The following is a 24,714-nucleotide window of genomic DNA, read 5'->3' as shown; positions in this document are numbered from 1 at the left end:
GGACTTGCGAGGCGAGGGTGGCGGTGGGGATTAGTTGCGGACCAGGGTTACCCAGGTGAAGCCGCCCGGGGCCACAGTGACGCGGCCTGAATGGTCTGCCCCGTTCTGGTCCGGACGTGCCTTGACGGACTGGCCGGAAGCATCAAACGCCTGCTGGCTCAGATGGAAGCCTTGGGGGAGGCTCACTTTTCGTTCGATGCTTCCCGGGGCGGCGCTGATGTACAGCGTTGAATCGCCGCCGGAGCCGGACACGGAAACCGATGAAATCTGTGGCTGGAGCAGGACGGCGTCGATGGACACGTCGCTTCCGGCCTTGGCTGTCACACTGTTTCCGCCAGCCGGTAAGGGCCGGTCAAGGGAGAACGGGAAAAGTTTGCCGGGAGCCGCCGTGATGCCTTGCTCGCCTGCTCCACCGTTAGGCGTGGTGCCCAGCAAAGCGCTCCCGGAGGTCCACGACGTCGTTCCAGCGGGTTCGGGGCGCTGGTTGACGATCGGGTACACATTCCGTGCCTGGTCCGAGACCGGCACGGGGATTGCCACAGTGCCGCCAGCGTTCAGGGCGACGTATGCGCCGCCGGACCAGTTCGCTTCGCCAGTCCATGCGGAGGATGGTTTGACCACGGCGCCGCCGGTGATGGTTCCGGATTCGGCTTCGGCCACCTTGAGTCCATCTGTGCCTGCGGTTTTGCTGATTCCCACGGCCTTGGCCTTGAGATCCGGGTTGGCGTCAAGAGTGAGCATCGAGAGCAGGGTGTGGATAGTGGATTCGGCCCCCGAGTTGGGGTTGACGCGTCCATCGGTTTCTATGCCGTCGATCGCGGTACCGGTTGCCGGGTTGTAGGCGGGCTTTCCGCTGCGGTTGGCGCCGAAGTACCAGCCAGCCGCCACGGCAGCAACGTCCAGGAGGCCGGGAGCATTCGCAGCCTTGGCGGTGGCCACGAGGCCCTCCACCCGCGAGTCCACGCCGTACGCGATCTGAGCCTCACCCGGGGTGGGGCTCCAGGCATTGTCGGGTCCGCCTGCTGCGAGGAGTTGTGGAGTGAATTGCGCTGAATCCTTGACTGCCGCGGTCAGCAGGTCCGGGCGATGCAACAACGCGGACGCGTTGGCAACGGCAGCCGGTGCCATGCCACCCCATGCGTGCCACAGGGTCCGGGACTGGTTCCACGGAAGAATCGCCCCGAAGGGCCACTGCTGGACCGAGCCGGAGGACATGTCAGCGATCCCCTCGGTGAGCTGGCTCAGCGCGGTGGCGGCGGGGCCGTCGTCGGGCGCTGCTTTCGAGTACGCCGTGAGCCCGAGCACTGCCTCGGCCGAAGCATCCGCGCCTCCGGTGATCAGCCAGGGCAGGGGCCTTGGCGCCATCGGCGACGTCATACTTTCCGTACCCTGGAAAGGGACTGCTTGTTCAGGGAGGCGACGGCGAGGTCCAGCCGGGACTGCAGGAAGGATGCAAACTGGGGGTCGGCAGACTTGAACGCGGCATAGCCTTCCCCTAGCGCCCACACGGTCCGGGCCAGCCAGTAGGACTCCGCTGAATCGCTGGGGTCGGGCAGTTCCACGGGCTTGGCACTCGGTGTCAAGGTGCCATCAGCCTGCTGCCACAGAACCACGTTCCCGGCTTTTGGACCCGTGGTGGTTTGCAAATACGTCAGCTCGCGCAACACGTCGAAGGCACGGGTCCGGCTTGACGCGTCACCCGTCTGCTGCCAGTGCCTCAAGTAGACGACGGCGGTGCGCGCAATGTCGTCCGCGTTGAAGGCGCCTTGGCTCCAGTAACCCGTGGTTGCGTCTTTGGATCCGCCTCCAACCCGGGTATAGCTGCCGTCGGCATTCTTGTTGGCGTATGTCCACGGTGCTTGTGCTGTGGGATGTTCACCGATCTGGTACGTCGTGTGGCCATCCACGGCGTGAAGGGGAACGGTGTCCAGCAGGAAATTCAGGTGGGACAGATTGGTCAGCGGTGCCCGTGACGCGGGCGCCTGTGACGCGAGCGCCTGCGACGCGGCGGCCTGGACCGGTTGGGCCGCGGTGGCGACCCCTGCCCCGGTCAGGAGCATCGACAACGTTGCGACGACTGCGACCGGGGCGGATTTCAGCCGTGCTTGAACAGTGAGACGGGGCATGTCTAACTCCTGGGGTGGGGAAGTGGGGCAGGGGTGCCGAGGCGCGGCGCCGTTTGAGGCGCCGGGCTGCATCAGGCGCGGCGATAGATCAGGCGCGGTCCAGCCGGGCCACGCCGATTTTCGAATCAGCCATCCCGTAGAAGACGAACAGCTGCTCGCCGATCTTCTCTATTGCCGTGGGAAAAACTACGTTGGGGACAATGCCCGAAATCTCGTCTTGCGTTTCCGGTGCCAGGAGGGGCTTGTCGCTGCGGGCGATCACAATGGAGGGATCTTCACTGTCCAGAATCATCGCAGCGGCTGTGTAGTTGACGTTTTGCTGGTGGTCGAAGGCGGACTTTTCCATCGACCCGGAGACGCCGTGGTAGATCAGGAGCCAGCCCTCGTCTACGCGGATCGGAGCCGGCCCGCCACCGATCTTGAGCTCTTCGAAGGGGAACTCGCTCAGGGCTACCAGCTTGTGCTTGCGCATGTGGACGAGGTTGCGGATGTCCTTCTCGACGTCGGCAACGGCGACGTAGGAAATCCAGATGCCCGGCCGGTTGTCATCAAGGCCGGCCGGCAGGTGCTCGCCTTCACCCTCGCGGATCCAGCCGAGGTCCCACATGGGGCGGTGAAGCAAAGCATAGGAGGGAACGCCGTCGGGGTCGTTGATCGGTTCCGGGAAGAACACGGCGTCCTTGTTGGCGAACAAGTTCAAGTCCATGGACAAGTCCGCCTGGTACTCGAAATGGCAGGGCCCCAGGCGGTCCCACGTGCGCAGGTCTTCGGAATGGGCGAAGGCAAGGCGGGGACCAAGCGGTCCGTACGCAACATAGGTCATGAGGTGGTGGCCGAGCGACGGTACCCAGGTGACGCGGGGGTCTTCCGTTCCCGCGTTGTTGAGGCCGCGTTCCCACCCTTCATCCGGGGCCAGTACGACGCCCTGGCGTTCGACGCCGGACGGAACACCGTCGTTGCCGATGATCACCTTAGCGAGCCCGACGCGGGAGACGTTACCCTTCGCGACGAGGCGCGGCAGGAGGTACAGCTCGCCGTCCGGTCCGCGGCCGCTGGCCGGGTTGAGGACGCCTTCGGCTTCGAACTCGTTCCCGTCCTCCGGGGTCATGATGACGCCGGCGCGGGTGAGGGTGAATGGGACTGTGGGGAGTGCTGAAGTTGAGGAAGTCATAGAGCTTAGCCCTTTACGCTGGATCCGATATTGGTGGAAATGAACTGGCGTTGGAAGAAGATGAACAGCGCGACGGCGGGAGCTGCCAGAACGCAGGCCCCGGCAAGGATGGCTCCGAACGGGTTGGATGCCGTGGCGGCAATGTTCGAGATGTAGTTCGCCAGGGAGACGGCGAGCGGCTGGATGGCCTGGTCCTTGGTGACGAGGAACGGCCAGAGGAACTCGTTCCATGGACCGATGAAGGTCAACAAAACGGCCGTGACAATGGCGGGCCGGACCAGGGGATCGCGATCTGCCACAAAATTCTCAGCTCGCTGGCTCCATCAATGCGGGCCGCCTCGAACAGGGTGGAGGGCAACTGCATGAAGTACTGGCGGAAGACGAAGACGGCCGTGGAGTTGATCGCGAACGGCAGGATCATGCCGAGATATGTGTCAGCGAGTCCATAGTCCCGGACGATCATCACGTACAGCGGAATGAGCAGCAGTTGGAAGGGAATCATCTGCACCAGCAGCATCATTCCGAAGACCACACCTTTGCCCCGGAATTGCATCTGTGCGAGCGCATAGCCAACCAAAAGCCCGAACACCACGGTGAAGAGGATGACACCGCCGGTGAAAATCCCCGAGTTGACCAGGCCCTTCAGCAGATCGATGGAATTGTTGATGTTGCTGTAGTTCTCGCCGGTGATGTTTGCCGGGCTAGGGAACGCGCCGGCCACTGAGGTGTCAGGGTTGGTCTGCAGCGAGCCGATGAACATGTAGTAGAACGGGAAGAGGAAGACAAACGCTCCCAGCGCCAGCAGCAGGAAGCTGCCAACGCCCAGATTCCTGCGCTTCGCCACAGACCCGCCCCTGCGGGAATCATCCGAGCCGTGAGCGGATGCTTCGGAAGCAGCGTTTTCGGGACCGGTGGCACCCGGCCGGCGGGCGCCGTCGTCGTCGTCGTTCTTGAGGGTTGCTTTATCGGAAATCGACACGTCAATCCTCCTTCCCGCCCACAAGGCGTTTCTGGATCAAGGCGATCAGCATCACGCCGATCACGAGCACCACGCCCAACGCGGCTGCAACGTCGGGATTCCCCTGGAGGATTCCCTTTTGGTACATCAGGAAGACCGGCGACGTCGATGCCCCGTCCGGTCCGCCTCCGCCAGTGAGCAAATAGGGCTCAGTGAAGAGGTTCGCTCCGGTGATGGTTGCAAGCAGGGTCACCAAAACGCTTGCAGAGCGCACGCCCGGAACGGTGATGTTCCAGAACTGGACCCATTTGTTCCCGCCGTCCACCGATGCGGATTCGTAGAGCTCGTCCGGGATGTTCTGAAGCGCGGCCAAGTAGAGCAGGATGAAGAATCCCAGCTGCTTCCACGTGACGTAGAGCGCCACGGTTGGCATCGCCAGCCAGGAGTTCGTCAGCCACGAGGGGTTCGGGGCCAGCGGCCCCAGCAGGGAGTTGACCAGGCCGTTCTGTTGGAAAAGGAACAGCCAGACTCCGACGACGGCGACGCTCGCCGTGACGTACGGGACGTAGTAGCTGACCCGGAAGAACGTCTTGAGCAAGGTCACGCGGTTCAAGGCGTTGGCCAGGACCAAGGACAGCCCGACTGTCAGCGGCACATTGATGATCAGGAAGATGCCGATGTTTGCGAAGGAACGCTGCACTTCCGGATCGGACAGGACGGTGACGTAGTTGTCCAGGCCCACGAAGGGCCGGTCAACCTGGACACCCGGAGCGGTGAAGAAGAACTGATGAAAGGAGATGTAGACGGCGTATCCAAGCGGAAATGCCAGCACTCCAAGGACATAGATGACATAGGGGGCGCTGAACAGCAGTCCCAGCGGCTGGCGGCCCAGGACGTTCTTGCGTTTCCTGGGCGCCTGCCGCTGCTCCACTGCCCGCCCGGCGGCGTCCCCCGTGGCGGGGGCGCCATCGCTTGAGCGAAGTGACATGGGGATTCGCCTGCTACTTCTGGGCTGCCAGCTGGTTGATCTTGTCAGAAGCACCCTTGAAGGCGTCATCGATGCTCTGGTTGCCGAAGATTACGGACTTGCTCCATGCGTCCCGGAAGGTCTGCCAGATCTGTACGGAGTTGGTGACGTTGGGAACTTCCACGGTGCGTCCGGCCTGATCAGCGAACTGCTTGTAGGCCGGGTTCTGGCTGAAGTAGTCCGAGTAAGCGGTGGTCAGGTCCTTGCGCATGGGCATCTGTCCGGTTGCGGAGAGGAGCTTGCCGTCCTGTTCCTTGCTGGTGGCGAACTTCATGACCTCCCAAGCGGTGCCTTGGTTTTTGCACGAGGAGTACATGGCGACGTTCTTGGCGTCAGAGAAGGTGGAGCCGTTGGTCTGGGGTTGGGTACCCGGGACCGGGACCGTGCCCCAGTTCACCTTGCCCTTGTATGCGGCGACAGCCCAAGGGCCAGCCAAGGACATGGCGGCCTTGCCATCGGCAAAGGAATCACCCTTGTATGCTTCCTTGGAAGCCAGGTTCTCCTTGTAGAGGGTCTGGAACATCGTGGCTACTTGCTTGCCCTTATCGCTGTCAAAGGTGGCTTTGCCATCTTTGAGCATCGTGGTCCCGCCCGAATTGGCCGCATAGAACGGGTAGAAGTCGAACCAAGGCTGGTAGAAGTCGCTCGACGGCGAGGGCCAAACGGCGTTCGCAACGGCGCCGGACTTCACGAGCGCGCGGGAGGTGTCCAGGAATTCAGACTCCGTGGCCAGCTTGGGCTTCGCCGCGTCCAGGCCGGCCTTCGCGAACAGATCCTTGTTATAGAAGAGGACCACCGGGTTGGACTTCCACGGCAATTGGTACATTTTGCCGTCGGACGACTTGTACTGGTTGGCAAGATCGCCGGTGCGGTCATGGATGTACTGTGCGCCGTCCGGGAAGGAATCCAGCGGAAGACAGGCCGCCCTGCTTCTGGAACTGCGGAACAGCTACCGGAGCGGTGTTGAAGACCAGGCAAGGAGCGTTGCCGGCGGTGATTGCTGCCCCGATGACTTCTTCGGAGCTCTTGCCTGCCGGGATTTCCTGCGCGTCGACCTGCTGATCCGGGTGGGCCGCGTTCCATGCTGCCACCATGTCTTTGCCCCACTTCACCTCGAACTCGTTGTTGGAGTACCAGATCTTGATAGGACCCTTGGCCGTAGTGGCAGCGCTCGCCCCCGAGCCGGAGCTGCTTGAGGCGCCTCCGCCGCAGGCGGCCAAGCCAGCTCCGATAACCGCGATCGCGGTCAGTGAGAGAATCCTCGAACTAATTTTTCCGTGCTTCATTGCAACTCCTTTTCGGGGTAAAGCTTTGACGTGCGGTGGCGACATTGCCTTCAAACGGGAATGGCAAATAAACCCCACCCAATTGCGGGTAAATCGGTATTCGTAAGGTCTAGTTGTGCGGCATTGCTAGTTGTGCGGCATTGCTAGTTGTGTGGCATTGCGGGAGCCGGGCCGGTGGAGGCTCGGACCACCAGCTTGGGAGACGGAAGGAAAACGTCCTCCGCCGGTGCTCCGCTGAGAAGGCTGAGCAACTGTTGGGCAGCCACACGCCCCCAAAGCAACGGATCGGCCGGGATCGTGGTCAGTGGAGGGTTGAGATACGTTGCGAGCTCGGTGTCGTCGTAGCCGGTGATGGACAGATCATCGGGGACCCTCAACCCCAGTGACTGCGCGTAGGACTGTCCGGCTGTGGCCATGAGATCGTTCGCGTAGATGATCGCGGTGGGACGGCTTGCCGAGCGAAGCAGTTCCGCGGTTGCCGCCAAACCGCCGGCTGCGGTGAAGTCCGCCTCGATGAAGAGGCCGGCTTCCAGCCCGGCCTTCGAGAGGGCGTTTTGCCACGCCAGCCGCCGGCTTCGGCCATGGATGTAGGTCTGCGGTCCGCCCACGTGGGCAATCCTGGTGTGCCCAAGTGAAACAAGGTGCTCGACGGCGGCAGTGATGCCGTCGGTGTCGTCCATGCAGACCGCAGGGAACGAAGAAGACGTTTCGGGGCGGTTCAGCGTGACGGCCGGAATCTTGAGGCTCTTCAACAAAGCGATCCGGGAGTCGTCCACCCTCATATCCGTAAGGATGACTCCGTCCACACGACCGTCGGCGGCCAGCTTCCGGTAGCCCAGCTCTTCCGCGTCAGCACTGGCGGCAACAGTGAGGACCAGCGCGTATTCGTGCTCCACCAAGGTGGTCTCGATCCCGGCGATGAACGCGGGGAAGAAGGGGTCCGTTCCCAAAAGTTTGGGATCTCTCGCTACCACGAGTCCCACCGCGAAGGCCTTCGCTGACGACAAGCCCTTGGCGCGCAGGCTCGGCTTCCAGCCGAGATCCCGCGCAACCCTCAGGATGCGCTCCCGGGTGTCATCGCTGACGCCGGGCTGCCCGTTCAACGCGTACGAGACGGCACCCTTGCTCACGCCAGCCGCCTGCGCGACGTCGTTGATGGTCACTGTCATGTCTGCCTCATTGCCACTTGGTGATTGCGATCACTTAACCGGTTTTGTTATCTCTACTGAACCGGTTCAGGAATGGCTTGTCAAGGGCAGGCAATAAAAAAGGTTTATTTGCAAGGGGTTCGGGGTGGTCTGATGGAGTACGACGGCGGATGGCTGCGCAACGCGCTTACCGCGCTTACCGCGCTTACCGCGCCCTTGTTGGGGGTCACTGCTGGTACCCCTCAAGACAGAAACTCCCTCATTTTCTCCGTGGGCAGTTTCCTTAAACCATGCCGCCTCGCGAAACGACTTTCCCCGCACCGCTTCCCCCTTCGGCCATTGCTGATGCGCCACGAGCGCGGGTCACTTTGGTGCTGGCGTCGATGGGCTTCTTCCTGATCACCCTCGACATTCTGATCGTCAATGTCGCGCTCACCAGCATTGGCAGGGAGCTCGGGGGCGGAACAGCCAGCCTCCAATGGGTGATCGACGGCTACACACTGATGTTCGCCGTGTTGCTGCTCTTCGCGGGAAACTTGTCCGATCGCATCGGCGCGAAAAGGGCCCTGGGATGGGGCATTGCATTGTTCCTGGTGGCATCGGTTGCCTGCGCCCTGGCGCCGACATCGGGGATCCTTATTGCCGCCCGCATCGTGCAAGGGGGTGCGGCGTCGGTCATGCTGCCGGCGTCGATGGCGCTGATCCGGCAGGCTTTCCCCGATCCCCGCCGTCGCGCGCATGCCCTCGGGATCTGGGCAGTCGGAGGGGCGGTCGCGGGGGCCGTGGGTCCGCTGGTCGGGGGCCTGCTCACCACGCTGGACTGGAGGCTCGTCTTCGGCATCAACCTTCCCGTCTGCGTCGCGATGCTCGTACTCCTGAGGTCCGTCGCCTCCTCGCCGCGACGGCCAACCCCTTTCGACTGGGCGGGACAGGCTGCGGCAATTGTCGCCCTGACGGGATTAATGTACGGCCTCATCACGGGAGGAACCGAGGGCTTCGGCACGGTGCCAGTGGTCGTGAGCCTGGCTCTCGCCGTCGTCAGCCTTGCAGCCTTCCTCTTGATCCAGGCGCGCGGCCGGCACCCCATGATGCCCTTGGAGCTGTTTCGCGCCGTGGGAATGCGAATCTCCCTCTCGGTGGGGTTCGCGTTCATGGTGGGCCACTTCGGCACCGTCTTTGTGGTCAGCCTCTTCCTCCAACAACACCTAGGACTGACACCACTTCAAGCCGGCCTCACGTTCCTTCCCTCGGCCGCTTTCAGCATCGTTGGCAACATCGTCAGCGGAACTCTCTCGAACCGCTTCGGGACGAGAGTGCCGGTGGTTGTCGGACTGTCGCTCATGGTCATCGGGCTCACCGCAATGCTTCTCACTGCACCGCTGGGGTCCCCGTTGCTCGTGGCAATCTTCTTGATTTTCACAGGCTCCGGCGGATCAATCGCGATGCCGCAGGTCACCGCCGTCGTGCTTGCGAGCGTGCCCAGCGAAAAGGCGGGCACGGCAAGCGCAGTCTTCAACACCTTCCGTCAGGTTGGCGGCGCCGTCGCCATTGCTGTGTTCGGCGCCCTCATCGCCGACCGCAGCAACTTCGTCAACGGAATGCAGACCAGCTTCATCATCGCGGCGTCTCTGCTCTTGGCCACCGCACTCGCTAGCCTGTTCATCCACCCGCCCGGCGCCGCCAAGAGCCAGACAAGTTAGCCGCATCCTGGGTTCACTGCCGACAGAAGGGCAAACGCAGGATTTGCGCAGGATTTCCCTAAGACGTACCCACTGAGGTGGAATCCGCTCCGGCGGCGTCTGTGGGTGGGGCAAGATGGTCCCTGTACGTTTTCCATGCAGGTTCGTCGGGGGCTTTCGCTTTGATACGAGAGAAGGAACGCAACGAGTTGGTGCTGCAGCACTTGCCGCTCGTTGGCTATTTGGTGTCGGAGCTGTGCGCGAGCGCTTTTCATTTGTCGCGCGACGATTTCGCATCGGTAGGGTCCGTGGCGTTGATAACGTCAGCCGATTCCTTCGATCCGGACCTCGGGGTCCCTTTCGGCGTGTTTGCGCGCCGCCGGATCGTTGGAGCCTTTGCCGACGAGATGCGGGCCAGTGACTGGGCCACGCGATCTGCGCGCAAACGCATCAAAAAAACCATGTCGGTCCAGGAAACGCTCTCCGGCGTCCTTGGCCGCACGCCTTCGATCGCCGAAACCGCCTCAGCCCTGGGTGTCGAACGCAGCGTGGTGGAAGCCGCCCTGGCCGATACCGCACGGACGCTGTTGCCGGTGGACGACGTCGTCGTGGACACCATCTCGCCGGAGCACTCGGTCCTGGCCGATGAGCGGCTCAAGCACCTTCGCTCCGCCGTCGAGGCCCTGCCGGAAAAGATGCGTTACGTCGTGGAGGAGATCTACTTCGCGGGGCGGACCGTCAAGGAACTCGCCGAGGAACTTGGTTCCACGCACGCAGCGGTCTTGCAACAGCGCGCCGAGGGGATCCGCCTCATGCGCGATGGACTCTCCGCGCATTACGCTGACGATCCCGAACAATCCTTCGAGCCCCAACCGCGCATTACCGCCCGACGCCGGCACGACTACCTCTCGACCGTCGCCACAGCTACTAGGCGGAATTACCCGCAGCTTTGCCCGTGACAGGCGTCCCGCCAGCTCATCCGCCGACGTAAGCCGCCAGATGCTCGCCGGTCAGGGTGGATCGGGCCGCCACGAGGTCCGCGGGAGTGCCCTCGAAAACCACCAGGCCGCCGTCGTGCCCTGCGCCAGGGCCGAGGTCGATGATCCAGTCGGCATGCGCCATGACCGCTTGGTGGTGCTCGATGACGATGACAGACTTCCCGGATTCGACCAGACGGTCCAGCAGGCCGAGCAGCTGTTCGACGTCGGCGAGGTGTAAGCCCGAGGTGGGCTCGTCGAGAACGAGCATGCCGCCCTTCTCGCCCATGTGGGTGGCCAGTTTGATTCGCTGCCGCTCGCCGCCGGAAAGCGTCGTGAGAGGCTGGCCGAGGCTGAGGTAACCGAGTCCGACGTCGGTGAGCCGCTGTAGGATCGCATGGGCTGCCGGAATCCGCTGGATTCGCCGGCGGAGAAGAACTCCTCGGCCTCCTTCACCGACATCCCCAGCACTTCCGCGATGTTCCGGCCGCCGAGCCGGTACTCGAGCACCGCTGCCTGGAACCTCTTCCCTTCGCACTCCTCGCATGGGGTAGCTACGGTGTCCATGAATCCGAGGTCCGTGTAGATGACGCCCGCGCCGTTGCAGGTGGGGCACGCACCTTCGGAGTTCGCGCTGAACAGCGCCGGCTTCACTCCATTCGCCTTCGCGAACGCCTTGCGGATCGGCTCGAGCAGCCCGGTGTAGGTTGCGGGGTTGCTCCGCCGCGAGCCCTTGATCCCTGCTTGGTCGATCGAGACGACGCCGTCCCTCCCGGACAGCGAGCCGTGGATCAGGGAGCTTTTGCCAGAGCCGGCGACGCCCGTAACGACGACGAGCACGCCCAGCGGAATGTCGACGTCGACGTCGCGCAGGTTGTTCGCGGCGGCACCGCGTATTTCCAGCGCTTCAGCGGATGTCCGCACAGTCTTCTTGAGGGCGGAGCGATCCTCGAGATGGCGTCCTGTGAGGGTGCCGCTGGATCGCAGTCCTTCGAGGGTGCCCTCGAAGACCACTTCGCCACCGGCAGATCCCGCTCCGGGACCGAGATCAACCACGTGGTCGGCAATCGCGATCGCCTCGGGTTTGTGTTCCACGACGAGCACAGTGTTGCCCTTGTCCCGAAGTTGCAGCAGGAGCTTGTTCATGCGCTGGATGTCATGTGGGTGCAAGCCGATGGTGGGTTCATCGAAGACATACGTGACGTCGGTAAGCGAGGAGCCAAGGTGCCGGATCATCTTGGTGCGCTGCGCCTCACCGCCGGACAGCGTACCTGCGGGCCGATCGAGCGAGAGATAGCCAAGGCCGATCTCCGCGAACGAGTCGAGCAGGTGCCGCAGCCCAGCGAGCAGCGGCGTCACGGACGGTTCGTCGAGGCCCCGCACCCATTCAGCGAGGTCGCTGATCTGCATTGCACACGCGTCGGCGATGCTGATGCCGTTGATCTTTGACGAACGGGCCGCTGCGGTGAGCCGCGTGCCCTCGCATTCGGGACATGTAGTGAAGGTGATCGCACGCTCCACGAAGGCGCGGATATGCGGCTGCATTCCCTCCGGATCCTTGGAGAGCATGGATTTCTGGATCTTCGGGATCAGGCCTTCGTAGGTCAGGTTGATTCCCTCGACCTTGATCTTGGTGGGCTCCCTGTGAAGAAGGTCGTGGAGTTCCTTCTTGGTGTACTTGCTGATCGGCTTGTCCATGTCGAAGAAGCCTGACCCGCCGAAGATGCGGCCGAACCAGCCGTCCATGCTGTAACCGGGAATGGTGAGCGCGCCCCCGGCAAGGGATTTGCTGCTGTCATAAAGCGCCGTCAGGTCAAAGTCGGTGACCGAGCCCCGCCCTTCGCAGCGCGGGCACATGCCGCCGGTAATGCTGAAGCTGCGGCGCTCCTTCGTGGTCTCGCCTCCGCGCTCGATGGTGACTGCACCCGCACCGGAAATCGAGGCGACGTTGAACGAGAACAGTCTGGGGAGATCCGATGTGCGGCTTGCCGAGTCTGCTGAAGAGCATCCGCAGCATCGCATTCGCGTCCGTGGCGGTCCCCACCGTGGAACGGGGATTTGCGCCCATCCGCTCTTGGTCGACGATGATCGCCGTCGTGAGTCCTTCGAGCAGGTCCACATCCGGCCGCGCCATGGTGGCCATGAACCCCTGCACGAACGTGCTGTAGGTTTCGTTGATCATCCGCTGCGACTCCGCGGCGATCGTAGCGAAAACGAGGGAGCTCTTGCCCGAGCCTGAGACACCAGTGAATACCGTCAGCCGGCGCTTCGGGAGATCGATGCTGATGTCCTTGAGGTTGTTCTCGCGCGCGCCCTGCACCCGGATCAGATCGTGGGTGTCGGCAATGTGCAGCTCAGACGACTGTGTTTCCGTCCTCGTGGCCATGCTCATCATGTCTCCATCTATTGCGCGGGGCCGTCTATGCGGCCGCCGTCGGCGTCGTTTTGGCTCTATCTAAACAGCATCATGCGGCACGTTTTGCGGACTGCGGACACGGGCCTCCGCGTGCGCAGTTGGCTTAGGGGTCCTGAAGCAGTCCGAGGACGTTGCCGTCAGGGTCGGTGACGGTGGCTACCAGACGGCCGCCGCCGACGTCGCGGGCTGGCTCTTTGAGGGTGGCGCCCGCGGCGGTCATCTCGGCCAGCTTCGCCTCAATGTCCGAAACGTGCCAGTAGGCCACGGGCGAAGTCATCGCCTGCGGGCCGCCGCTTGGCACCAGCCCGATGTGCTGGCCTGCGGCATCGTAACCGACGTAATAGGGTCCGTCGGCCTGGGGTTGTATCCCGAGCAGCGCGGAATACACGGCTTTCGCCGCGGCGAGATCGGACACGGGATGCAGCACGGTCTTGATTCCCTCGGTGGAAGAGCCGCTCATGATCACTCCTGAAATCATTGTGGGACGAAGCTGACGCGGACGATGTTGTCCATGACGGCAATTCTAGGCGCGGCCTCTGAGCGGCGCTTCTTCAATCCTGATCGGTCTTGGCGACGGTTTTTCGGCACGCAAAGTAAGCAAGTCACAAGCCCTCCCTGGAAAGCCGGAATCCTTGTCCTCAGCGAATCATGTCAAGATACCCGTCGGGTGAGGGCCATGGATGTGCGGCCGTGAATGATGCCCATTCGGGGAAGGGGTCCGCGGGCAGGTCCGGATGTGCTGGCAGGTCTTGGTCGCCGGGTGTGTCCGTGATCGCGAAATGCTCTGGCCAATCCGGTGGCCAATGCGGTGGCCAGTGGGGTGGTTCCCAGTCTTGGTGTTCGCCGGGGTAGTGCCGTTGTGCCGGTGATGTCCACCCCGGGGGGTTGTCTTTGCCGGCTGGGGTGGGTGTCCATCCGGTCCGGTGTTTGAGGCGGTGGTGTTTGGGGCAGAGCTGGCCGAGGTTGTTGATGCCGGTGGTGCCTCTGTCGGCCAGGCCAGGAGGTGGTCTGCTTCGTTGTTCAGGGAGTGGTTGTTGCAACCGGGGAAGGAGCATTTGCCGTCCCGGAGCCGGAGCCATTGCCGCATGGCCTTCGTGACACGGTAGCTGGTCCGTCCGATTTCCAGCGGGGCCCCGTCCCGGGGGTCCGTCAGGACACGGTGAAAGGAATCGGCGCCGTCGGCGATCAGGGCCCGGGCCGCCGAGGGCGGGATCGGCCCGTACCCGTCCAGCATGGCCGGTTCCTCCGTGACGCCCAGCAGCGCCAGGACCGGGACGGTGATCAGGACCTGCGCCCGCGGAGACGGAACACCCCCGGCCACGCCCGCGCCGGTGCAGTCGGGCGAGCCACCGTCGCCGTGGGGCAGGTCGCCGTCGCCGTCGGGCATGGCGCCGGTGGTGTGGCTGGCCACGTGGTTGGTGAGGAGCCAGGTGGCGGTGATGTCGGCGCGGAGCTGGGCCAGGGTGCGGGGCTCGTCCGGGCGTTGCAGGGCGCGGGCGGCCGCGGTGGCCCGGTTCCAGATCCCCGTCGCGGTGGCTGCCGGGAGGTAGATGGAGAGCCATGCCATGGCGTCCCGGTCCGGGACGCACTCGACCCGCCGGTCCGCGGCGCTTTTGGTGTGGCGTTCTTCGATGCTGAGCCGGTGGTGGCGTTCGCGCCACGTGCGTGCCTTGGCCCGGAACCGGGACGGGACCAGGTCCCCGGCGTGGCAGCCGCGGGCCGGGTCCGGGGCGCCCGGGTCCAGGAAGTGCGATTCCAGGGCGGCTGCCCCGGCCGGATCCAGGCTGCCGGTTTCGTCCACGATGATCCGGGCGTGCTGCCAGGAGATCCTCCCGGATTGAAGGGCGGCCAGGGTCAACGGCAGGACCGTGCTCAGTGTCCGGGCTTCGGAGAGGAAGGCCCCGGCGGTCCGTTCGCTGACGGTCAGGACACAGGCGACCTCGGCAGACCAGGGCAAGTTCCCGGGCGGTGCTTTCCTGCGGTGAGGTTGCCGGGGAGGCCAGGGCTGTGGCGGCCTGAACGTATTCCGCGGCGAGCCTCGCCTTCAGTGCCGCGGTCCGGGCCTCCAGCCGGGCGACTTCGGCGAGGCCGTCCAGGCAATCATCGGCCAGACGCCGCAACGGATCGGACTCCTGGAAAGAACCTGACTCCTCGAAGGAACCTGAATCTTGGACGGAATCTGTCGCTTCGAAGGAACCGGTCTCTTGCACCGAATCCATGCCCGGCAGATCACCGCGGTCCGCGCCGGCGCCTGGGAACGCGGCAAGCACAGAAACGGACGCGGCAACGGTCTCCACGGCCGCGCTGATCTCCGTACTCCACCCCGCGCTCCACGCTGTCCTTCGATCCATACCCACAGCATCGCAGGAGGCACCGACATTATTAGGTCCAAGGGTCATTTGGGTCCAAAAGCGTTCACTACGCGGGCCGTCGATGCGTTCGTCAGGGGAGACCCGGAGCTTCAGAAGAAGCAGTTTTCGAGGCGGGAAGACGTCCCACTCGGCCAATGATCGTCCAACTTCACAGACGTCGATCCCATTCAGCCGCCCCTCCCCGAGGTGCTCGATCAGCGCGTCGAGGATCGGGACCTGGCCGCTCACAAGCTTGGTGCGGGCAACGGTTTCTGTGGCCCAGACAGCGTTGTCGATCTCCGGGAAGCTCCGGACCGCGCCGGAACCTTTCGGCCACTCGAGGTCAAAGGTGTTGCTCACGATTTGTTCGGGGTCGAAGTCCGATTCCGCCGCGAAGACCGTGATCAGCTTGCCCGACGGCTGCCGGAAAGTGCCCAGCTTGAGGTAGTCGACGGCAGGTGCGGGGGTCCCTATTTCCTCTGCGAATTCACGCTTGGCGGCCACCAACGGATCCTCGTCTTCGGGGTATTCGCCTTTGGGGATGGGCAGGCGCGGGAGTTCTTATGGGCCCAGAACGGGCCGCCCATGTGGGCTATCCACACTTCCACTTCCGCAGCAGAATCTCGACGGTACAGCAGAATTCCTGCGCTTCGAACGGTCACTTGCCCTCCCATGCCAAGGCTATCCGCGTGGTCCGGCGGCTGGAACCCGCAGCACACCGATCGCTTCCACCAAATACGGCACTGGATCCGCAGCGTTCCCCGCAGCCCATTGCATCCACGCCTCGAACGTCGCGCCGAGATAGGCCGCGCAGAGGTAACCGGCGGCACTTTCACTGACGCCGAGTGCAACGAGGTAAAGCCGTGCCCGCTCGCGTTGGGATGCGAGGGCGTCGTGGCTTCTGCTGGCGAGTTCGGGGTGTTCGGCGATCAGGCGTAGGCGCCCGCGCGTTACGGAAAGGTCCGGGAGTGCCGAAACCCCGGCGACGGCGGCGGCCCGCAGTCCCGCCAGGATGCCGCCGCCGGAATCGCCCGCCGTGCGTGCCGCATCCAGGGTCCGGCCCGATGCCTCGACCGCTGGTTCCATGCCGCCCCAGACAAGGTCGGCCTTGCTGGGGAAATAGCGGTAGAGGCTCTTCCGCCCGATTCCCGCCTCGCGTGCGATGTCTTCCATTGACGTCTGTTCGTAGCCGTTCTCGGCAAAAAGCCGGAGCGCGACGCCGGCGATCGCGTCCGGATCGATCGTCGCCGGCCGTCCCGCAGATCGCGCGACGGGGGTCTTCGCATCGTCTGAGAACATCTCACCAGTATTCACCCTTACATAATGACACGTAGTGTCATAAAGTGAATTTGGGAAGCACCAACAACGTCCAGGAGGTCATGATGAGCAACGAAGGTACATGGCAGGAAACCGTAACCAGAGGCCGTTTTGCCGGTAAGACAGTCATCGTCACAGGCGCTGGCTCAGGCATCGGGCAGGCTACGGCGCTGCGTGTCGCCAGGGAAGGCGGCAGGGTTATCGCCGCCGACATCAGCAAGGAACGCCTGGATGACCTGGTTGCCGAAAACGGGAACTTGGACTTGGTGCCCGTTGCGGGTGACATTTCCACCGAGGAAACCGTCGCCGCCGTCGTCGTTGCCGCAGGCGGCCGCGTGGATGCGCTGGCAAACATTGCGGGCATCATGGACAATTTCGCGCCGATCCACGAGGTGGACGACGCCATGTGGGACCGCGTTTTCAGGATCAACGTCACGGCCCTGATGCGCCTGACCCGCGCCGTAGTGCCGCTCATGCTTGAGGCAGGCGCCGGATCCGTGGTCAACGTCGCCTCCGAAGCAGGGCTGCGGGATCCGCGGCCGGTGCCACGTACACCGCCTCCAAGCATGCCGTCGTCGGCCTCACCAAGAACTCGGCAGTGATGTACGGACCGAAGGGGCTGCGCTTCAACGCCGTCGCCCCCGGCCCCACGATCACGAACATCGAGGCCAGTTGGGGGTCCCAGTTGGCTGCCGAGCGCCTCGGCCCGCTGATGGGCGCCACCATTCCCACCCCTGCGACTGCCGCGCAGTTGGCAGCGTCCATCACGTTCCTGCTGAGCGAGGACGGCACCAACGTCAACGGTGCCATCCTCGCGTCCGACGGCGGTTGGTCGGCACTGTAAGTGCGCCTCGCCGACGCGACGGTCCACCAAGGGAAGAGGACGACGGCGGGAGCTTCCCGCCGTCGTCCTCTTCCTTAGGAGGTGCGTTCCAAATCCCTTAGCTGTTCCGTCCGCGGGCTGCGACCGCCCACCGGTCCACCACGGAGCCGTCCTTGACAATCGTGACCTCGTCAACGAGGTTCATGGCCAGGCAGACATGGTTGGGCACAAGCCTCAGGCGCTGTCCCAACGCGGGCAGCTCGGTGTCTTGCGGCCATTCGATGGTCGCGTGATGTTCTGACAGGGCCGTGATCCTGGCATCGGGGTAGTCGGGCAGCCTGCCAAACCCGGTGGCCCAAGCCGGACGGTCGCTCCCCATGATCTTGCTGCCGGCGTCGACAATTACGCGCCGCAAGTTACCGCCACGGGCCTCATGGCGGCTGGTGACAGTCGCCGCGACCGTCAAGGCGATGTCGTCCCAAGTGCACCTTTCGAGTTCGAGCTGCTGGGCGTCACCTAGGACGTAGACCCCGGGGCGGAGTTCCGTCGCCGCTGTTTCGCCCGCCAGGAGGGCTGTCGGCGTGGAACCGCCGCTAATCTCGTTGACTTCAAAGCCCGCGGCCTCCAGCTCAGCTGTTGCTTGGCCCAGGGCCTCATTCTCGTTCTGGGCCGCGCCTACTGGCATCCCGGGCTTGTAGCTGTGCCCTGGAAAGGTGAAAACGCCAGTGACGTTCAACCCGGCGGCCGCCGCCGCCCGGGCGACATCGCCGACCTCACCTGGCAGTACGCCGCTGCGATGGTGTCCGCTGTCGACCTCGATGAGTACGTTGATGCTGCCGGCGTCGGCTCCGAGCTGGCTGCCCATGGCCGCAGCGCCCTCAACAGAGTCAAGTCCGACGCCGATGGTGCATTTCGCGGCCAGCGTCCGGAGGCGATCGGCATGGTGTGCGGTTATCCAGAGCGGATAGGCGATGAAGATGTCGCTGGCCTCGCCTGCGGCGAAGACTTCTGCCTCCCCGATCGTCGCGACGGTCAGTCCGTGGGCGCCGGCAGCGAGCTGCTTGGACGCGATTTCGAGGGTCTTGTGGGTCTTAACGTGAGGCCGCAGCTTGAGTCCCCTGTTGCGCATGCTCGATGCCATCCGTTCGATGTTCCGCTCGAGCACATCAATGTCAATCATGATCTCGGGAGTCACGATTTCGGCGGGGACTACTCGGTTCACGTAGAGATCTCACTTCCGGGCTTGGCCCGTGGGCGCCCTTGGCTGGTCCTGAAACGGAATGCGGATCGCATCCAAGAAAAGGCTAACGTGCTTGGTTGTCGTCCCGCATTTGCTCTCCGGTTCAGCCGTTGTAATCCTCCACCTGCTTGACCGGCCGCGGTTTGGCTTCGTTCGGGTTCTCCCCGTACTGCCTCTTGGCCCGCCGTTGCCTCAGCAGGTCCCAGCACTGATCCAGATCCTGTTCAAGGCGCTCCAGCCTTACGCGGTCAGGGGTGTGCTCTGGACCAGGCGGGGAAGTTTCGGCTTTTTCCCGGAGCTCCCGTTCCTCGTCAACGAGCGAGTGAATTCGCTGGAGAATGCCCTGTTCGTCCATGGTGTGCCTCTTCCTGAAGTAGCCGTTACCAGTCAGGGTAATGAGATGCGCGGGTAGTGGCCAGAGGCAGGGAACGCAGGGCGGTGCCGGTGGCCTTCGTCCCTATAACCCCCCGGAACCTCGCGACGCGCAAATACTTGCGGGTGCGCTCAATCCCTGTCGACACCGGAATTCACGCGTCGAAATGCATTTGCCGTGTCGCTCAGCTCTTGCGCGGGGTCATAGGCCGGGTGAACCCCGCGCCCCGACCGGGAAGCACGCCCCTCCCATACACACGTTTTGTCCTATAACGCTGGGGAACAGCGCAAATTTGAGTGCCTCACGGGGCCAATAGCTAGCGCGAACTGTTTGCGGAATACTAGGGTGCACATCCAGCGATTCCCGCAAGCGAAGGCGGTGCTCAATCGTGACCGGTGAAAATGGTGCGTTCAGGCGCAGGTTGGAGCGTGGCATGGAGCTGCGAACTGTCCGCGCCACCGGCATGAGCGCCCAGGAAGAAGCCGAGCTCGCGGCCGCGGAGGACGCGGAGCGGCAGAAGCGCAAGAAAGTGGACGACGCCGCGCGAGTGGAATATCTGATCCGCGACGCCATGGCACAGGGGAAGTTCGACAACCTGAAGTACTCAGGCAAGCCGATCCCGGGTCTGGGGGAGCGTTACGATCCCGACTGGTGGGTCAAAGGCCTCATTCAGCGCGAGCAGCTCAGCGGCTTGGGACCGAAGGCCATTCTGCTCCGCACTGAGGATGCCGAATTGGATGCGAAACTCGATGCCTTGCACTCAGAGAAGCAGGTGCGGGAGCTGGTGGAGGATTTCAACGCCAGCGTCATCGACGCCCGGCGCCAGCTTCAGGGCGGACCCCCAGTGGTCACGAAGACCCGCGACGTCGGCGTCGAGCTGGAACGTTGGCAAGGGCGCCGGGCTGCAGCTGCGGAGGCAGCGGTACAGGCAGCGGCGGCGCAGGAAGCGGTGAACCACAAAGGGATAAACCACAAGCACGAATCGGCACCAAGAAGCCCGTGGTGGCGGAGGGTGTGGAACCGGTCCTCCTAAGTGGAACCGGTCCCCCTAAGCCGGAGATCAGCGATTCCGGCCCATGTTGAACGCGGGCGTTCCAGCGAGACGGCCGCCGTCGACCGCGAGGACGGTTCCGGTGACGAACGACGACTGGTCCGAGCACAGCCAGAGGGGAGCCTCGGCAATGTCCGCCAAGGAGCCGAATCGGCCGAGCGGTACGGCGGCGGCGACGCGATCCTGGGCGGCCTGGCCCGCAGCGGCGAGCCGCTCAGTGAGGATGGGGCCAAGCGCGATCGCGTTGACCCGGATGCCTTGGGCAGCGTAGTCGAGTGCGGCCACGCGCGTGAGGCCGCCGACGCCGAACTTGCTCGCCACGTAGCCACTCAAGCCAGCTACACCTTGTTCGCCAGCCGTGGAGGACATGTTGACGATCGCCCCGCCGCTCCCGCTGGCCAGCATGAGTTCGATCTCGTACTTCAGGCAGAGGAAGACTCCGCGCAGGCTGACCGAGACTGCACTGTCAAACTCCTCGCTCGCCCACTCGGCAAGAGGCGCCGGGATCCGTCCGCCGCCTGCTGCGTTGTTGACCGCCGCGTCGAGCCGTCCGAAGCGGTCCCGGATCTGGGCCAGCAGTGCCTTGACCGAGTCTTCGTTGGCCACATCCACGGACATGGCCACGGCTTTCCCGCCGTCCGCGGTGATGGCGGCGACGCGTTGGCTGAGGGCTGCGCTGTCGCGTGAAGCGAGGACGACGTGTGCCCCGGCGCGAGCCAGTGCCGCTGCGATCTCTGCGCCGATTCCGCGGCTGGCCCCGGTGACCAGCGCGATCTGGCCGGACATCGGCAGGGTGGGATCCGCCGTCGTCATGGCGTTACATGGCTTGAGTGAGACGCGCGGGGCTCTTGGTTGGCCGCCGCCCGGTTGCGCGGGAGTAAGAAGCCAGCGGCCACCAACCACACTAGCCCGCCGAAGCGCCCGATCGGGAGCAGGAACTGGAGCGGCTCGATCGCCATCGACAGGAAGCTCAGCTCGGACAACGCGGCAATCACCAGGCCGGTCCAGGCCAGCCAGCGGGGAACGAAGCGCAGGATCAGGGCAGGAACGGCGATACCCGCCACGAGAAGGCCGATTCCGACGACGAACCCTACTCCGCCGGTGATGAACGCGAGAAACGCGAGTGCGTGCGTGAGAGTGACATCCGTGGTGATCTCGGGCCGGCTGAGCAGCCAAGTGACGGAGGCGGAGAGCATGAGGAAGAAAGCTGCGCTGGCGCCGCCAAAGAGGCCGATGGCCGGTCCCGGAACGCGGACGCCGAGCCGAAGTTGCCGCGCGTAGACAGTGGCTGCATAGATCCCCAACGGCACCGCGGAGCCGAACTGAAGCATTGCGGTGACGCGAATTGCGTTGACGTTCTGCTGGAAGAACGCGGCCACTTGCCCGGTCGGGGAAAACGGCGAGACGAACGTCTGGCCGCCGGTAAGGACTGCGGACGTGATGAGGCTGACGAGAAAAATGCCAAAACTGACGGTGGCAAGAATTCCTGGGTGCGGGCCGCCCGAGCGGGCGGGTCGGCCTTCAGCGGGAATCGAATGGGTACTCATGGCTGAGCCTTTCTCGTAGTGGCGGAAGATTCTTAATTGAATCACTACTCAAATGATTCATCTGTAGAATTATTCTGTCAAGCATGTATCCTGAATCCATGGACTTAGCCACGCCGGGCCGGCCGAAACGGACCGCCTTCCTCTTGTCACAGCTTGGCGCCGTGGCGTCCTCCCGCTTTGCCGACCGCGCACGGGAGATCGGCCTCACGCCCAGCGACGCCGGCGTCATCCGTCTGCTCGGGCGCGCCCCGGGGTTAAGCCAGCGGTCCTTGGCGAACCGGCTGGGTGCAGTCCCCAGCCGAGTGGTTACCCTCATTGACTCATTGGAGGAACGCGGACTCGTGGAGAGGATGCGCAGCAGCACGGACCGGCGGCACTACGAGCTCCACCTCACGGAGGCGGGCGAACGCGTGCTGAGTGAACTGCGCGGGATTGCCGAACAGCACGAAGCGGAGCTTTTGGCACCGCTGACTAGCGAGCAGATCGCGCAACTTGACGGCCTGCTCGCGCAACTCGCCAACGGCCACGGGCTCGACCAGGATCTCCATCGCGACGTCGGACGCCAACCCCGCGAGGCCGGTCCCGCCGTCGGGCGCGAATAGGACGATGACGGCACAATGAACGCCACATTGTGGGGAATAGCAGCCGCATGGTGTATGTTGCACATTCGCCAGTCAATACTTAAGAGAAGAGAAAACCCCAGGTGGCAACCGATTACGACGAACTCCGCTCCGACGTCGCGGAATCCCAAAGCACGTCACTTCAGGCACTCCAGTCTGCCAATGCCCCTGACGCCCGCAGCGTAGTCCGGGAGCTCGATGAAGCCGATGCTTTTGAAGGCAGCGAGGTGCCCGGCGGCGAATTCGTTGCCGAGGAACTGATCATTGCGGTTGTGCCGCAGAAGGAAGACGAGTTCACCTGTTACTCGTGTTTCCTTGTCCGTCACCGCTCGCAGATCGCCCGTGAGAAGAATGGCCACGCCTACTGCGTGGAGTGCGAAGGCTAAGCCTCTACCGTGTAGCCCCAGCCGTCACAGGGGATTCAAGCGATTCTTCTTGGCGAGCTTTACATAACGGGCTTCGGAGTCTGTTGCTCGCTGCTCTTCGGCAGCGAGCAAACGGCCGAAAGCAGGTTTGTCCCGGTCGGTGTCAGTTGCAAGGCGAAGCAGCACCGACCGGGCTATTGCGCTGTCCTGGTGCTCCCCGAGGATCTTTTGGATCTTCTGGGCGTCCTTGGCCAGCCGAACAGCGGGTTTCCCATGGACATCCTGGAGTGCTTCGGCTGCGTGCCGCAGCCGTTTGGCGTCTTTGCGGACCTGATGCAGCGCTGTGTCATGTTCGACGCCGGTGCTCCCCGCCGCCGCTTTCTGCGAGCGGCGCAACCGCTTGATCGCTTTGGCCGCGAGCTTGGCCGTGACGGGACGGGCCTTCTTTCCGGCACGGGGTTTTGCGGGAGGCTCGTCGCGGAATTTATCAAGCGCGTCCATGAGCCGGAAATAGCGCGCGGTTCCCAGGGAATGGAGCATCTCGCGGTACCCCAAGTTGAAGGCGTCTTCGAGGTCCTCGGTGATCTTGGTGGCCGCCGGACCGGACAGGAGGCCATCGGGCTGCTCATTCAGCAGGTCTCCGATCCGGTCCCGCAAGACCTCGGCATCCCGGGCCTTGCCCAGGGCTTCAGTCAGCCATTTGAGCTCAACCTTAAGATTTGTTACGGCCTCGGCGTCGAATAGCTTTCCGAAGGTGGCCAATGCTGAGCGGAGCCGTCGGGTTGCCGACCGCATGTGGTGCACGGCGTCGTCGGCGCCTTGGCGGACCTTGTAGTCAAGAGCGGTGAGTTCAGCGATTTGCGAGGCCACATAGGCAACCACAGCGTCTCCCGCAGGACCTTTCGGGCGCGCCTTGGGCGACGCCGGTACCGCGGCCGGCCACGCAGAGCCGAACGCGCGGGCCAACTTGGAGGCGTGCCCCGAACGGGTTGCACCGGTCTCGGACAAGACGCGTTCCGCATCCTGAAACAGGGCTTCGTCGCCATGGACCAGCTCGATTTCCCATTCCCGCCATGGCTTCTCCGGCTGCGCGGGATGCAAGGTTTCGGCTGTCACATGGTCATCCACGAATTCGGCCAGAGTCACGCCTTCGCTTCCCTGAAGCCGATGGGTAGTGCGGTGAGTGTGGATCCGCGCCACGGGCCTGAGCACGGCCTGGCGGGTGAACGCGAGAAGCCTTTCTTCCAGCTCCTCGGGAACGGTTTCCGGCTGGCCCAAGGGGGCATGGATCTCCTCCCGGCTGTCCCCGGCAGCCGGGAGTTTCAGGTGCCAGCCTGAATCGGAGCCCCCTGTTCGGCGACGCAGAGTCATGCGGTGCCGCGCGAGGACGAGGCCGTCCGTATCGAAGTAGACGGCTTCAAGTTGATGCTCAGCAGGGTCTGCCACGTGTTCGACGCCGGCGATGTCACCGAGCGCGGGAAGGGGCGTCTCGAGGGTGGCTTCGTATTTGCGTTCTGTTTCCACGGATTCCTGGGCGGACATGTCACTCACGCCTTTCTCGTCGCTGATATAGGCATCGTCCCACCTTGGCCTCCTCCCGGAAAAGACCGCTGTGGCATCTCAGGCGGGATTCTTGCGGGCGGCAGCCTTGCTAGACCGGAATCCGCTGAGGCCATAAGATCGCACTGACGGCACCAGCCTTGTGCTGAGCGATGTCCGTCACGGTCTCACATCAAGTGTGAGCGCCGGGTCCGTTCTGCGACTCTCAAGGTTCCGAACGGACCCGGTCGACCTCCGCCTCGTCCAACCATCCCGGGGAACCGGCGATAGTTTGCGCCCACTTACCCGGAAAAGGTGACGGGGGCTCCGCAACGGAGGATGGTTGAATGTTGGGAGGGAAAATCATGCCACGAGATGTGAGTCATTTCGAGCGCCTTTCGGCGTGGACTGAAAACGACATGGAGCCGGCCGCCGGCAAGCTGTTGCGCGGCGACGGTGTGCTTTCGAACGGCCGTGAAGGCAGCAGTCCCTCACCCTTGGATTTCAAGATCCCCGAGGAACTGGACCGCGCATTGGAGTCGGCTTCCCAGACGCTCAGCCTCACGCCCAGCGAGATCTTGCGTGAGGCCCTCGCCGAATGGCTGGGTCACCACGGGCAGCCGGCAACAGGCCATCACCCGTTCGGGAAACATACGGCGCTTTAGCGCGTGTACGGGCCGCTGGCCACCCGGGGGCTGGG

At 63.8% G+C, this 24,714-nt stretch carries 20 protein-coding genes and 5 pseudogenes; 7 read left to right on the top strand and 18 right to left on the bottom strand.

Annotation, left to right across the window (positions count from 1 at the left end; translation table 11 throughout):
- Positions 1–30: 30 nt before the first annotated feature.
- From ACF0H6_RS09110 to ACF0H6_RS09075, 8 genes and pseudogenes are all read right to left on the bottom strand, one after another.
- Positions 31–1,377: a hypothetical protein gene (locus ACF0H6_RS09110; RefSeq protein WP_395249312.1), complete on the bottom strand. Its 1,347-nt coding sequence runs from the start codon at positions 1,375–1,377 to the stop codon at positions 31–33.
- Positions 1,374–2,126, bottom strand: coding sequence for a hypothetical protein (locus ACF0H6_RS09105; RefSeq protein ID WP_395249311.1), 753 nt, complete (start codon positions 2,124–2,126; stop codon positions 1,374–1,376). The genes ACF0H6_RS09110 and ACF0H6_RS09105 overlap by 4 nt, the downstream gene beginning before the upstream one ends.
- 88 nt (positions 2,127–2,214) lie before the next feature.
- Positions 2,215–3,297, bottom strand: a complete 1,083-nt coding sequence (locus tag ACF0H6_RS09100) for a glycosidase (protein WP_395249310.1) — start codon at positions 3,295–3,297, stop codon at positions 2,215–2,217.
- Between the two features lie 5 nt (positions 3,298–3,302).
- Positions 3,303–4,276 (bottom strand): annotated as a pseudogene (locus tag ACF0H6_RS09095) (carbohydrate ABC transporter permease).
- 1 nt (position 4,277) lies between these two features.
- On the bottom strand, positions 4,278–5,243 hold the full coding sequence (locus ACF0H6_RS09090; RefSeq protein WP_395249309.1) for a carbohydrate ABC transporter permease: 966 nt from the start codon (positions 5,241–5,243) through the stop codon (positions 4,278–4,280).
- 13 nt (positions 5,244–5,256) lie between these two features.
- Complete coding sequence (locus ACF0H6_RS09085; protein ID WP_395249919.1) at positions 5,257–6,162, bottom strand: extracellular solute-binding protein; 906 nt, start codon at positions 6,160–6,162, stop codon at positions 5,257–5,259.
- The gene (locus tag ACF0H6_RS09080) at positions 6,155–6,568 is read right to left on the bottom strand and encodes a hypothetical protein (protein WP_395249308.1); all 414 of its coding nucleotides are present in this window, start codon (positions 6,566–6,568) and stop codon (positions 6,155–6,157) included. The genes ACF0H6_RS09085 and ACF0H6_RS09080 overlap by 8 nt, the downstream gene beginning before the upstream one ends.
- A 143-nt stretch (positions 6,569–6,711) precedes the next feature.
- Positions 6,712–7,737, bottom strand: coding sequence for a LacI family DNA-binding transcriptional regulator (locus tag ACF0H6_RS09075; RefSeq protein WP_395249307.1), 1,026 nt, complete (start codon positions 7,735–7,737; stop codon positions 6,712–6,714).
- A 269-nt stretch (positions 7,738–8,006) separates the two neighbouring features.
- Here ACF0H6_RS09075 and ACF0H6_RS09070 point away from each other — a divergent pair, with 269 nt between their 5' ends.
- Both ACF0H6_RS09070 and ACF0H6_RS09065 read left to right on the top strand, forming a co-directional pair.
- Positions 8,007–9,416, top strand: a complete 1,410-nt coding sequence (locus ACF0H6_RS09070; RefSeq protein WP_395249306.1) for an MFS transporter — start codon at positions 8,007–8,009, stop codon at positions 9,414–9,416.
- A 191-nt stretch (positions 9,417–9,607) separates the two neighbouring features.
- Positions 9,608–10,354, top strand: a complete 747-nt coding sequence (locus tag ACF0H6_RS09065) for a sigma-70 family RNA polymerase sigma factor (protein ID WP_395249918.1) — start codon at positions 9,608–9,610, stop codon at positions 10,352–10,354.
- A gap of 16 nt (positions 10,355–10,370) precedes the next feature.
- On the opposite strand, the pseudogene ACF0H6_RS09060 reads toward ACF0H6_RS09065, so the two are convergent.
- The 5 genes and pseudogenes from ACF0H6_RS09060 to ACF0H6_RS09040 all read right to left on the bottom strand — a co-directional run bounded on the left by ACF0H6_RS09060 (position 10,371) and on the right by ACF0H6_RS09040 (position 16,438).
- Positions 10,371–12,764, bottom strand: a pseudogene (locus ACF0H6_RS09060) (ATP-binding cassette domain-containing protein).
- Between the two features lie 127 nt (positions 12,765–12,891).
- A complete protein-coding gene (locus ACF0H6_RS09055) occupies positions 12,892–13,248 on the bottom strand; it encodes a VOC family protein (protein WP_395249305.1) in 357 nt (118 codons plus the stop codon).
- A gap of 178 nt (positions 13,249–13,426) precedes the next feature.
- Positions 13,427–15,139, bottom strand: a pseudogene (locus ACF0H6_RS09050) (DUF222 domain-containing protein).
- Between the two features lie 201 nt (positions 15,140–15,340).
- Positions 15,341–15,801, bottom strand: a pseudogene (locus tag ACF0H6_RS09045) (NUDIX domain-containing protein); the annotation flags it as partial.
- A 19-nt stretch (positions 15,802–15,820) separates the two neighbouring features.
- Positions 15,821–16,438 (bottom strand): TetR family transcriptional regulator, encoded by a 618-nt coding sequence (locus ACF0H6_RS09040; protein WP_395249304.1) that lies wholly within the window; start codon positions 16,436–16,438, stop codon positions 15,821–15,823.
- Positions 16,439–16,521: 83 nt separating this feature from the next.
- Between ACF0H6_RS09040 and ACF0H6_RS09035 the strand changes: the two are divergent.
- Positions 16,522–17,300: pseudogene (locus ACF0H6_RS09035) on the top strand (SDR family NAD(P)-dependent oxidoreductase).
- Between the two features lie 97 nt (positions 17,301–17,397).
- On the opposite strand, the gene ACF0H6_RS09030 reads toward ACF0H6_RS09035, so the two are convergent.
- Positions 17,398–18,459, bottom strand: coding sequence for a D-TA family PLP-dependent enzyme (locus ACF0H6_RS09030; RefSeq protein WP_395249917.1), 1,062 nt, complete (start codon positions 18,457–18,459; stop codon positions 17,398–17,400).
- Between the two features lie 163 nt (positions 18,460–18,622).
- Entirely contained in the window at positions 18,623–18,874 is a 252-nt protein-coding gene (locus tag ACF0H6_RS09025; RefSeq protein WP_395249303.1) for a DUF2630 family protein, read from the bottom strand.
- Positions 18,875–19,325: 451 nt separating this feature from the next.
- On the opposite strand from ACF0H6_RS09025, the gene ACF0H6_RS09020 reads away from it, so the two are divergent.
- Positions 19,326–19,925: a DUF1992 domain-containing protein gene (locus tag ACF0H6_RS09020; protein ID WP_395249302.1), complete on the top strand. Its 600-nt coding sequence runs from the start codon at positions 19,326–19,328 to the stop codon at positions 19,923–19,925.
- A gap of 27 nt (positions 19,926–19,952) precedes the next feature.
- Here the strand turns inward: ACF0H6_RS09020 and ACF0H6_RS09015 are convergent, their stop codons facing one another.
- Together ACF0H6_RS09015 and ACF0H6_RS09010 are read right to left on the bottom strand one after the other, a co-directional pair.
- The gene (locus ACF0H6_RS09015) at positions 19,953–20,756 is read right to left on the bottom strand and encodes an SDR family NAD(P)-dependent oxidoreductase (RefSeq protein WP_395249301.1); all 804 of its coding nucleotides are present in this window, start codon (positions 20,754–20,756) and stop codon (positions 19,953–19,955) included.
- The gene (locus tag ACF0H6_RS09010; protein WP_395249300.1) at positions 20,753–21,490 is read right to left on the bottom strand and encodes a hypothetical protein; all 738 of its coding nucleotides are present in this window, start codon (positions 21,488–21,490) and stop codon (positions 20,753–20,755) included. The genes ACF0H6_RS09015 and ACF0H6_RS09010 overlap by 4 nt, the downstream gene beginning before the upstream one ends.
- 98 nt (positions 21,491–21,588) lie before the next feature.
- Between ACF0H6_RS09010 and ACF0H6_RS09005 the strand changes: the two genes are divergently transcribed.
- Positions 21,589–22,092, top strand: a complete 504-nt coding sequence (locus ACF0H6_RS09005; protein WP_395249299.1) for a MarR family winged helix-turn-helix transcriptional regulator — start codon at positions 21,589–21,591, stop codon at positions 22,090–22,092.
- A gap of 101 nt (positions 22,093–22,193) precedes the next feature.
- Positions 22,194–22,496 (top strand): DUF4193 domain-containing protein, encoded by a 303-nt coding sequence (locus ACF0H6_RS09000; RefSeq protein WP_395249298.1) that lies wholly within the window; start codon positions 22,194–22,196, stop codon positions 22,494–22,496.
- 24 nt (positions 22,497–22,520) lie between these two features.
- Here the strand turns inward: ACF0H6_RS09000 and ACF0H6_RS08995 are convergent, their stop codons facing one another.
- Positions 22,521–24,017, bottom strand: coding sequence for a CHAD domain-containing protein (locus tag ACF0H6_RS08995; protein WP_395249297.1), 1,497 nt, complete (start codon positions 24,015–24,017; stop codon positions 22,521–22,523).
- A 362-nt stretch (positions 24,018–24,379) separates the two neighbouring features.
- On the opposite strand from ACF0H6_RS08995, the gene ACF0H6_RS08990 reads away from it, so the two are divergent.
- Positions 24,380–24,679, top strand: a complete 300-nt coding sequence (locus tag ACF0H6_RS08990) for a hypothetical protein (RefSeq protein WP_395249296.1) — start codon at positions 24,380–24,382, stop codon at positions 24,677–24,679.
- Positions 24,680–24,714: the final 35 nt, after the last annotated feature.

It is taken from the genome of Arthrobacter sp. NA-172, assembly GCF_043952055.1.
GTDB lineage: Bacteria > Actinomycetota > Actinomycetes > Actinomycetales > Micrococcaceae > Arthrobacter.
Note: the sequence above shows the minus strand (reverse complement) of the source record. Positions and strands in the feature narration are given on the sequence as shown.

What these genes read in the sequence shown, in the direction of transcription:
- ACF0H6_RS09110 (WP_395249312.1), bottom strand. Translation starts at nt 1,377, where the DNA reads ATGACGTCGCCGATGGCGCCAAGGCCCCTGCCCTGGCTGATCACCGGA.
- ACF0H6_RS09105 (WP_395249311.1), bottom strand. Translation starts at nt 2,126, where the DNA reads ATGCCCCGTCTCACTGTTCAAGCACGGCTGAAATCCGCCCCGGTCGCA.
- ACF0H6_RS09100 (WP_395249310.1), bottom strand. Translation starts at nt 3,297, where the DNA reads ATGACTTCCTCAACTTCAGCACTCCCCACAGTCCCATTCACCCTCACC.
- ACF0H6_RS09090 (WP_395249309.1), bottom strand. Translation starts at nt 5,243, where the DNA reads ATGTCACTTCGCTCAAGCGATGGCGCCCCCGCCACGGGGGACGCCGCC.
- ACF0H6_RS09080 (WP_395249308.1), bottom strand. Translation starts at nt 6,568, where the DNA reads ATGAAGCACGGAAAAATTAGTTCGAGGATTCTCTCACTGACCGCGATC.
- ACF0H6_RS09075 (WP_395249307.1), bottom strand. Translation starts at nt 7,737, where the DNA reads ATGACAGTGACCATCAACGACGTCGCGCAGGCGGCTGGCGTGAGCAAG.
- ACF0H6_RS09070 (WP_395249306.1), top strand. Translation starts at nt 8,007, where the DNA reads ATGCCGCCTCGCGAAACGACTTTCCCCGCACCGCTTCCCCCTTCGGCC.
- ACF0H6_RS09055 (WP_395249305.1), bottom strand. Translation starts at nt 13,248, where the DNA reads ATGAGCGGCTCTTCCACCGAGGGAATCAAGACCGTGCTGCATCCCGTG.
- ACF0H6_RS09040 (WP_395249304.1), bottom strand. Translation starts at nt 16,438, where the DNA reads ATGTTCTCAGACGATGCGAAGACCCCCGTCGCGCGATCTGCGGGACGG.
- ACF0H6_RS09030 (WP_395249917.1), bottom strand. Translation starts at nt 18,459, where the DNA reads ATGATTGACATTGATGTGCTCGAGCGGAACATCGAACGGATGGCATCG.
- ACF0H6_RS09025 (WP_395249303.1), bottom strand. Translation starts at nt 18,874, where the DNA reads ATGGACGAACAGGGCATTCTCCAGCGAATTCACTCGCTCGTTGACGAG.
- ACF0H6_RS09020 (WP_395249302.1), top strand. Translation starts at nt 19,326, where the DNA reads ATGGAGCTGCGAACTGTCCGCGCCACCGGCATGAGCGCCCAGGAAGAA.
- ACF0H6_RS09015 (WP_395249301.1), bottom strand. Translation starts at nt 20,756, where the DNA reads ATGACGACGGCGGATCCCACCCTGCCGATGTCCGGCCAGATCGCGCTG.
- ACF0H6_RS09010 (WP_395249300.1), bottom strand. Translation starts at nt 21,490, where the DNA reads ATGAGTACCCATTCGATTCCCGCTGAAGGCCGACCCGCCCGCTCGGGC.
- ACF0H6_RS09005 (WP_395249299.1), top strand. Translation starts at nt 21,589, where the DNA reads ATGGACTTAGCCACGCCGGGCCGGCCGAAACGGACCGCCTTCCTCTTG.
- ACF0H6_RS08995 (WP_395249297.1), bottom strand. Translation starts at nt 24,017, where the DNA reads ATGTCCGCCCAGGAATCCGTGGAAACAGAACGCAAATACGAAGCCACC.
- ACF0H6_RS08990 (WP_395249296.1), top strand. Translation starts at nt 24,380, where the DNA reads ATGCCACGAGATGTGAGTCATTTCGAGCGCCTTTCGGCGTGGACTGAA.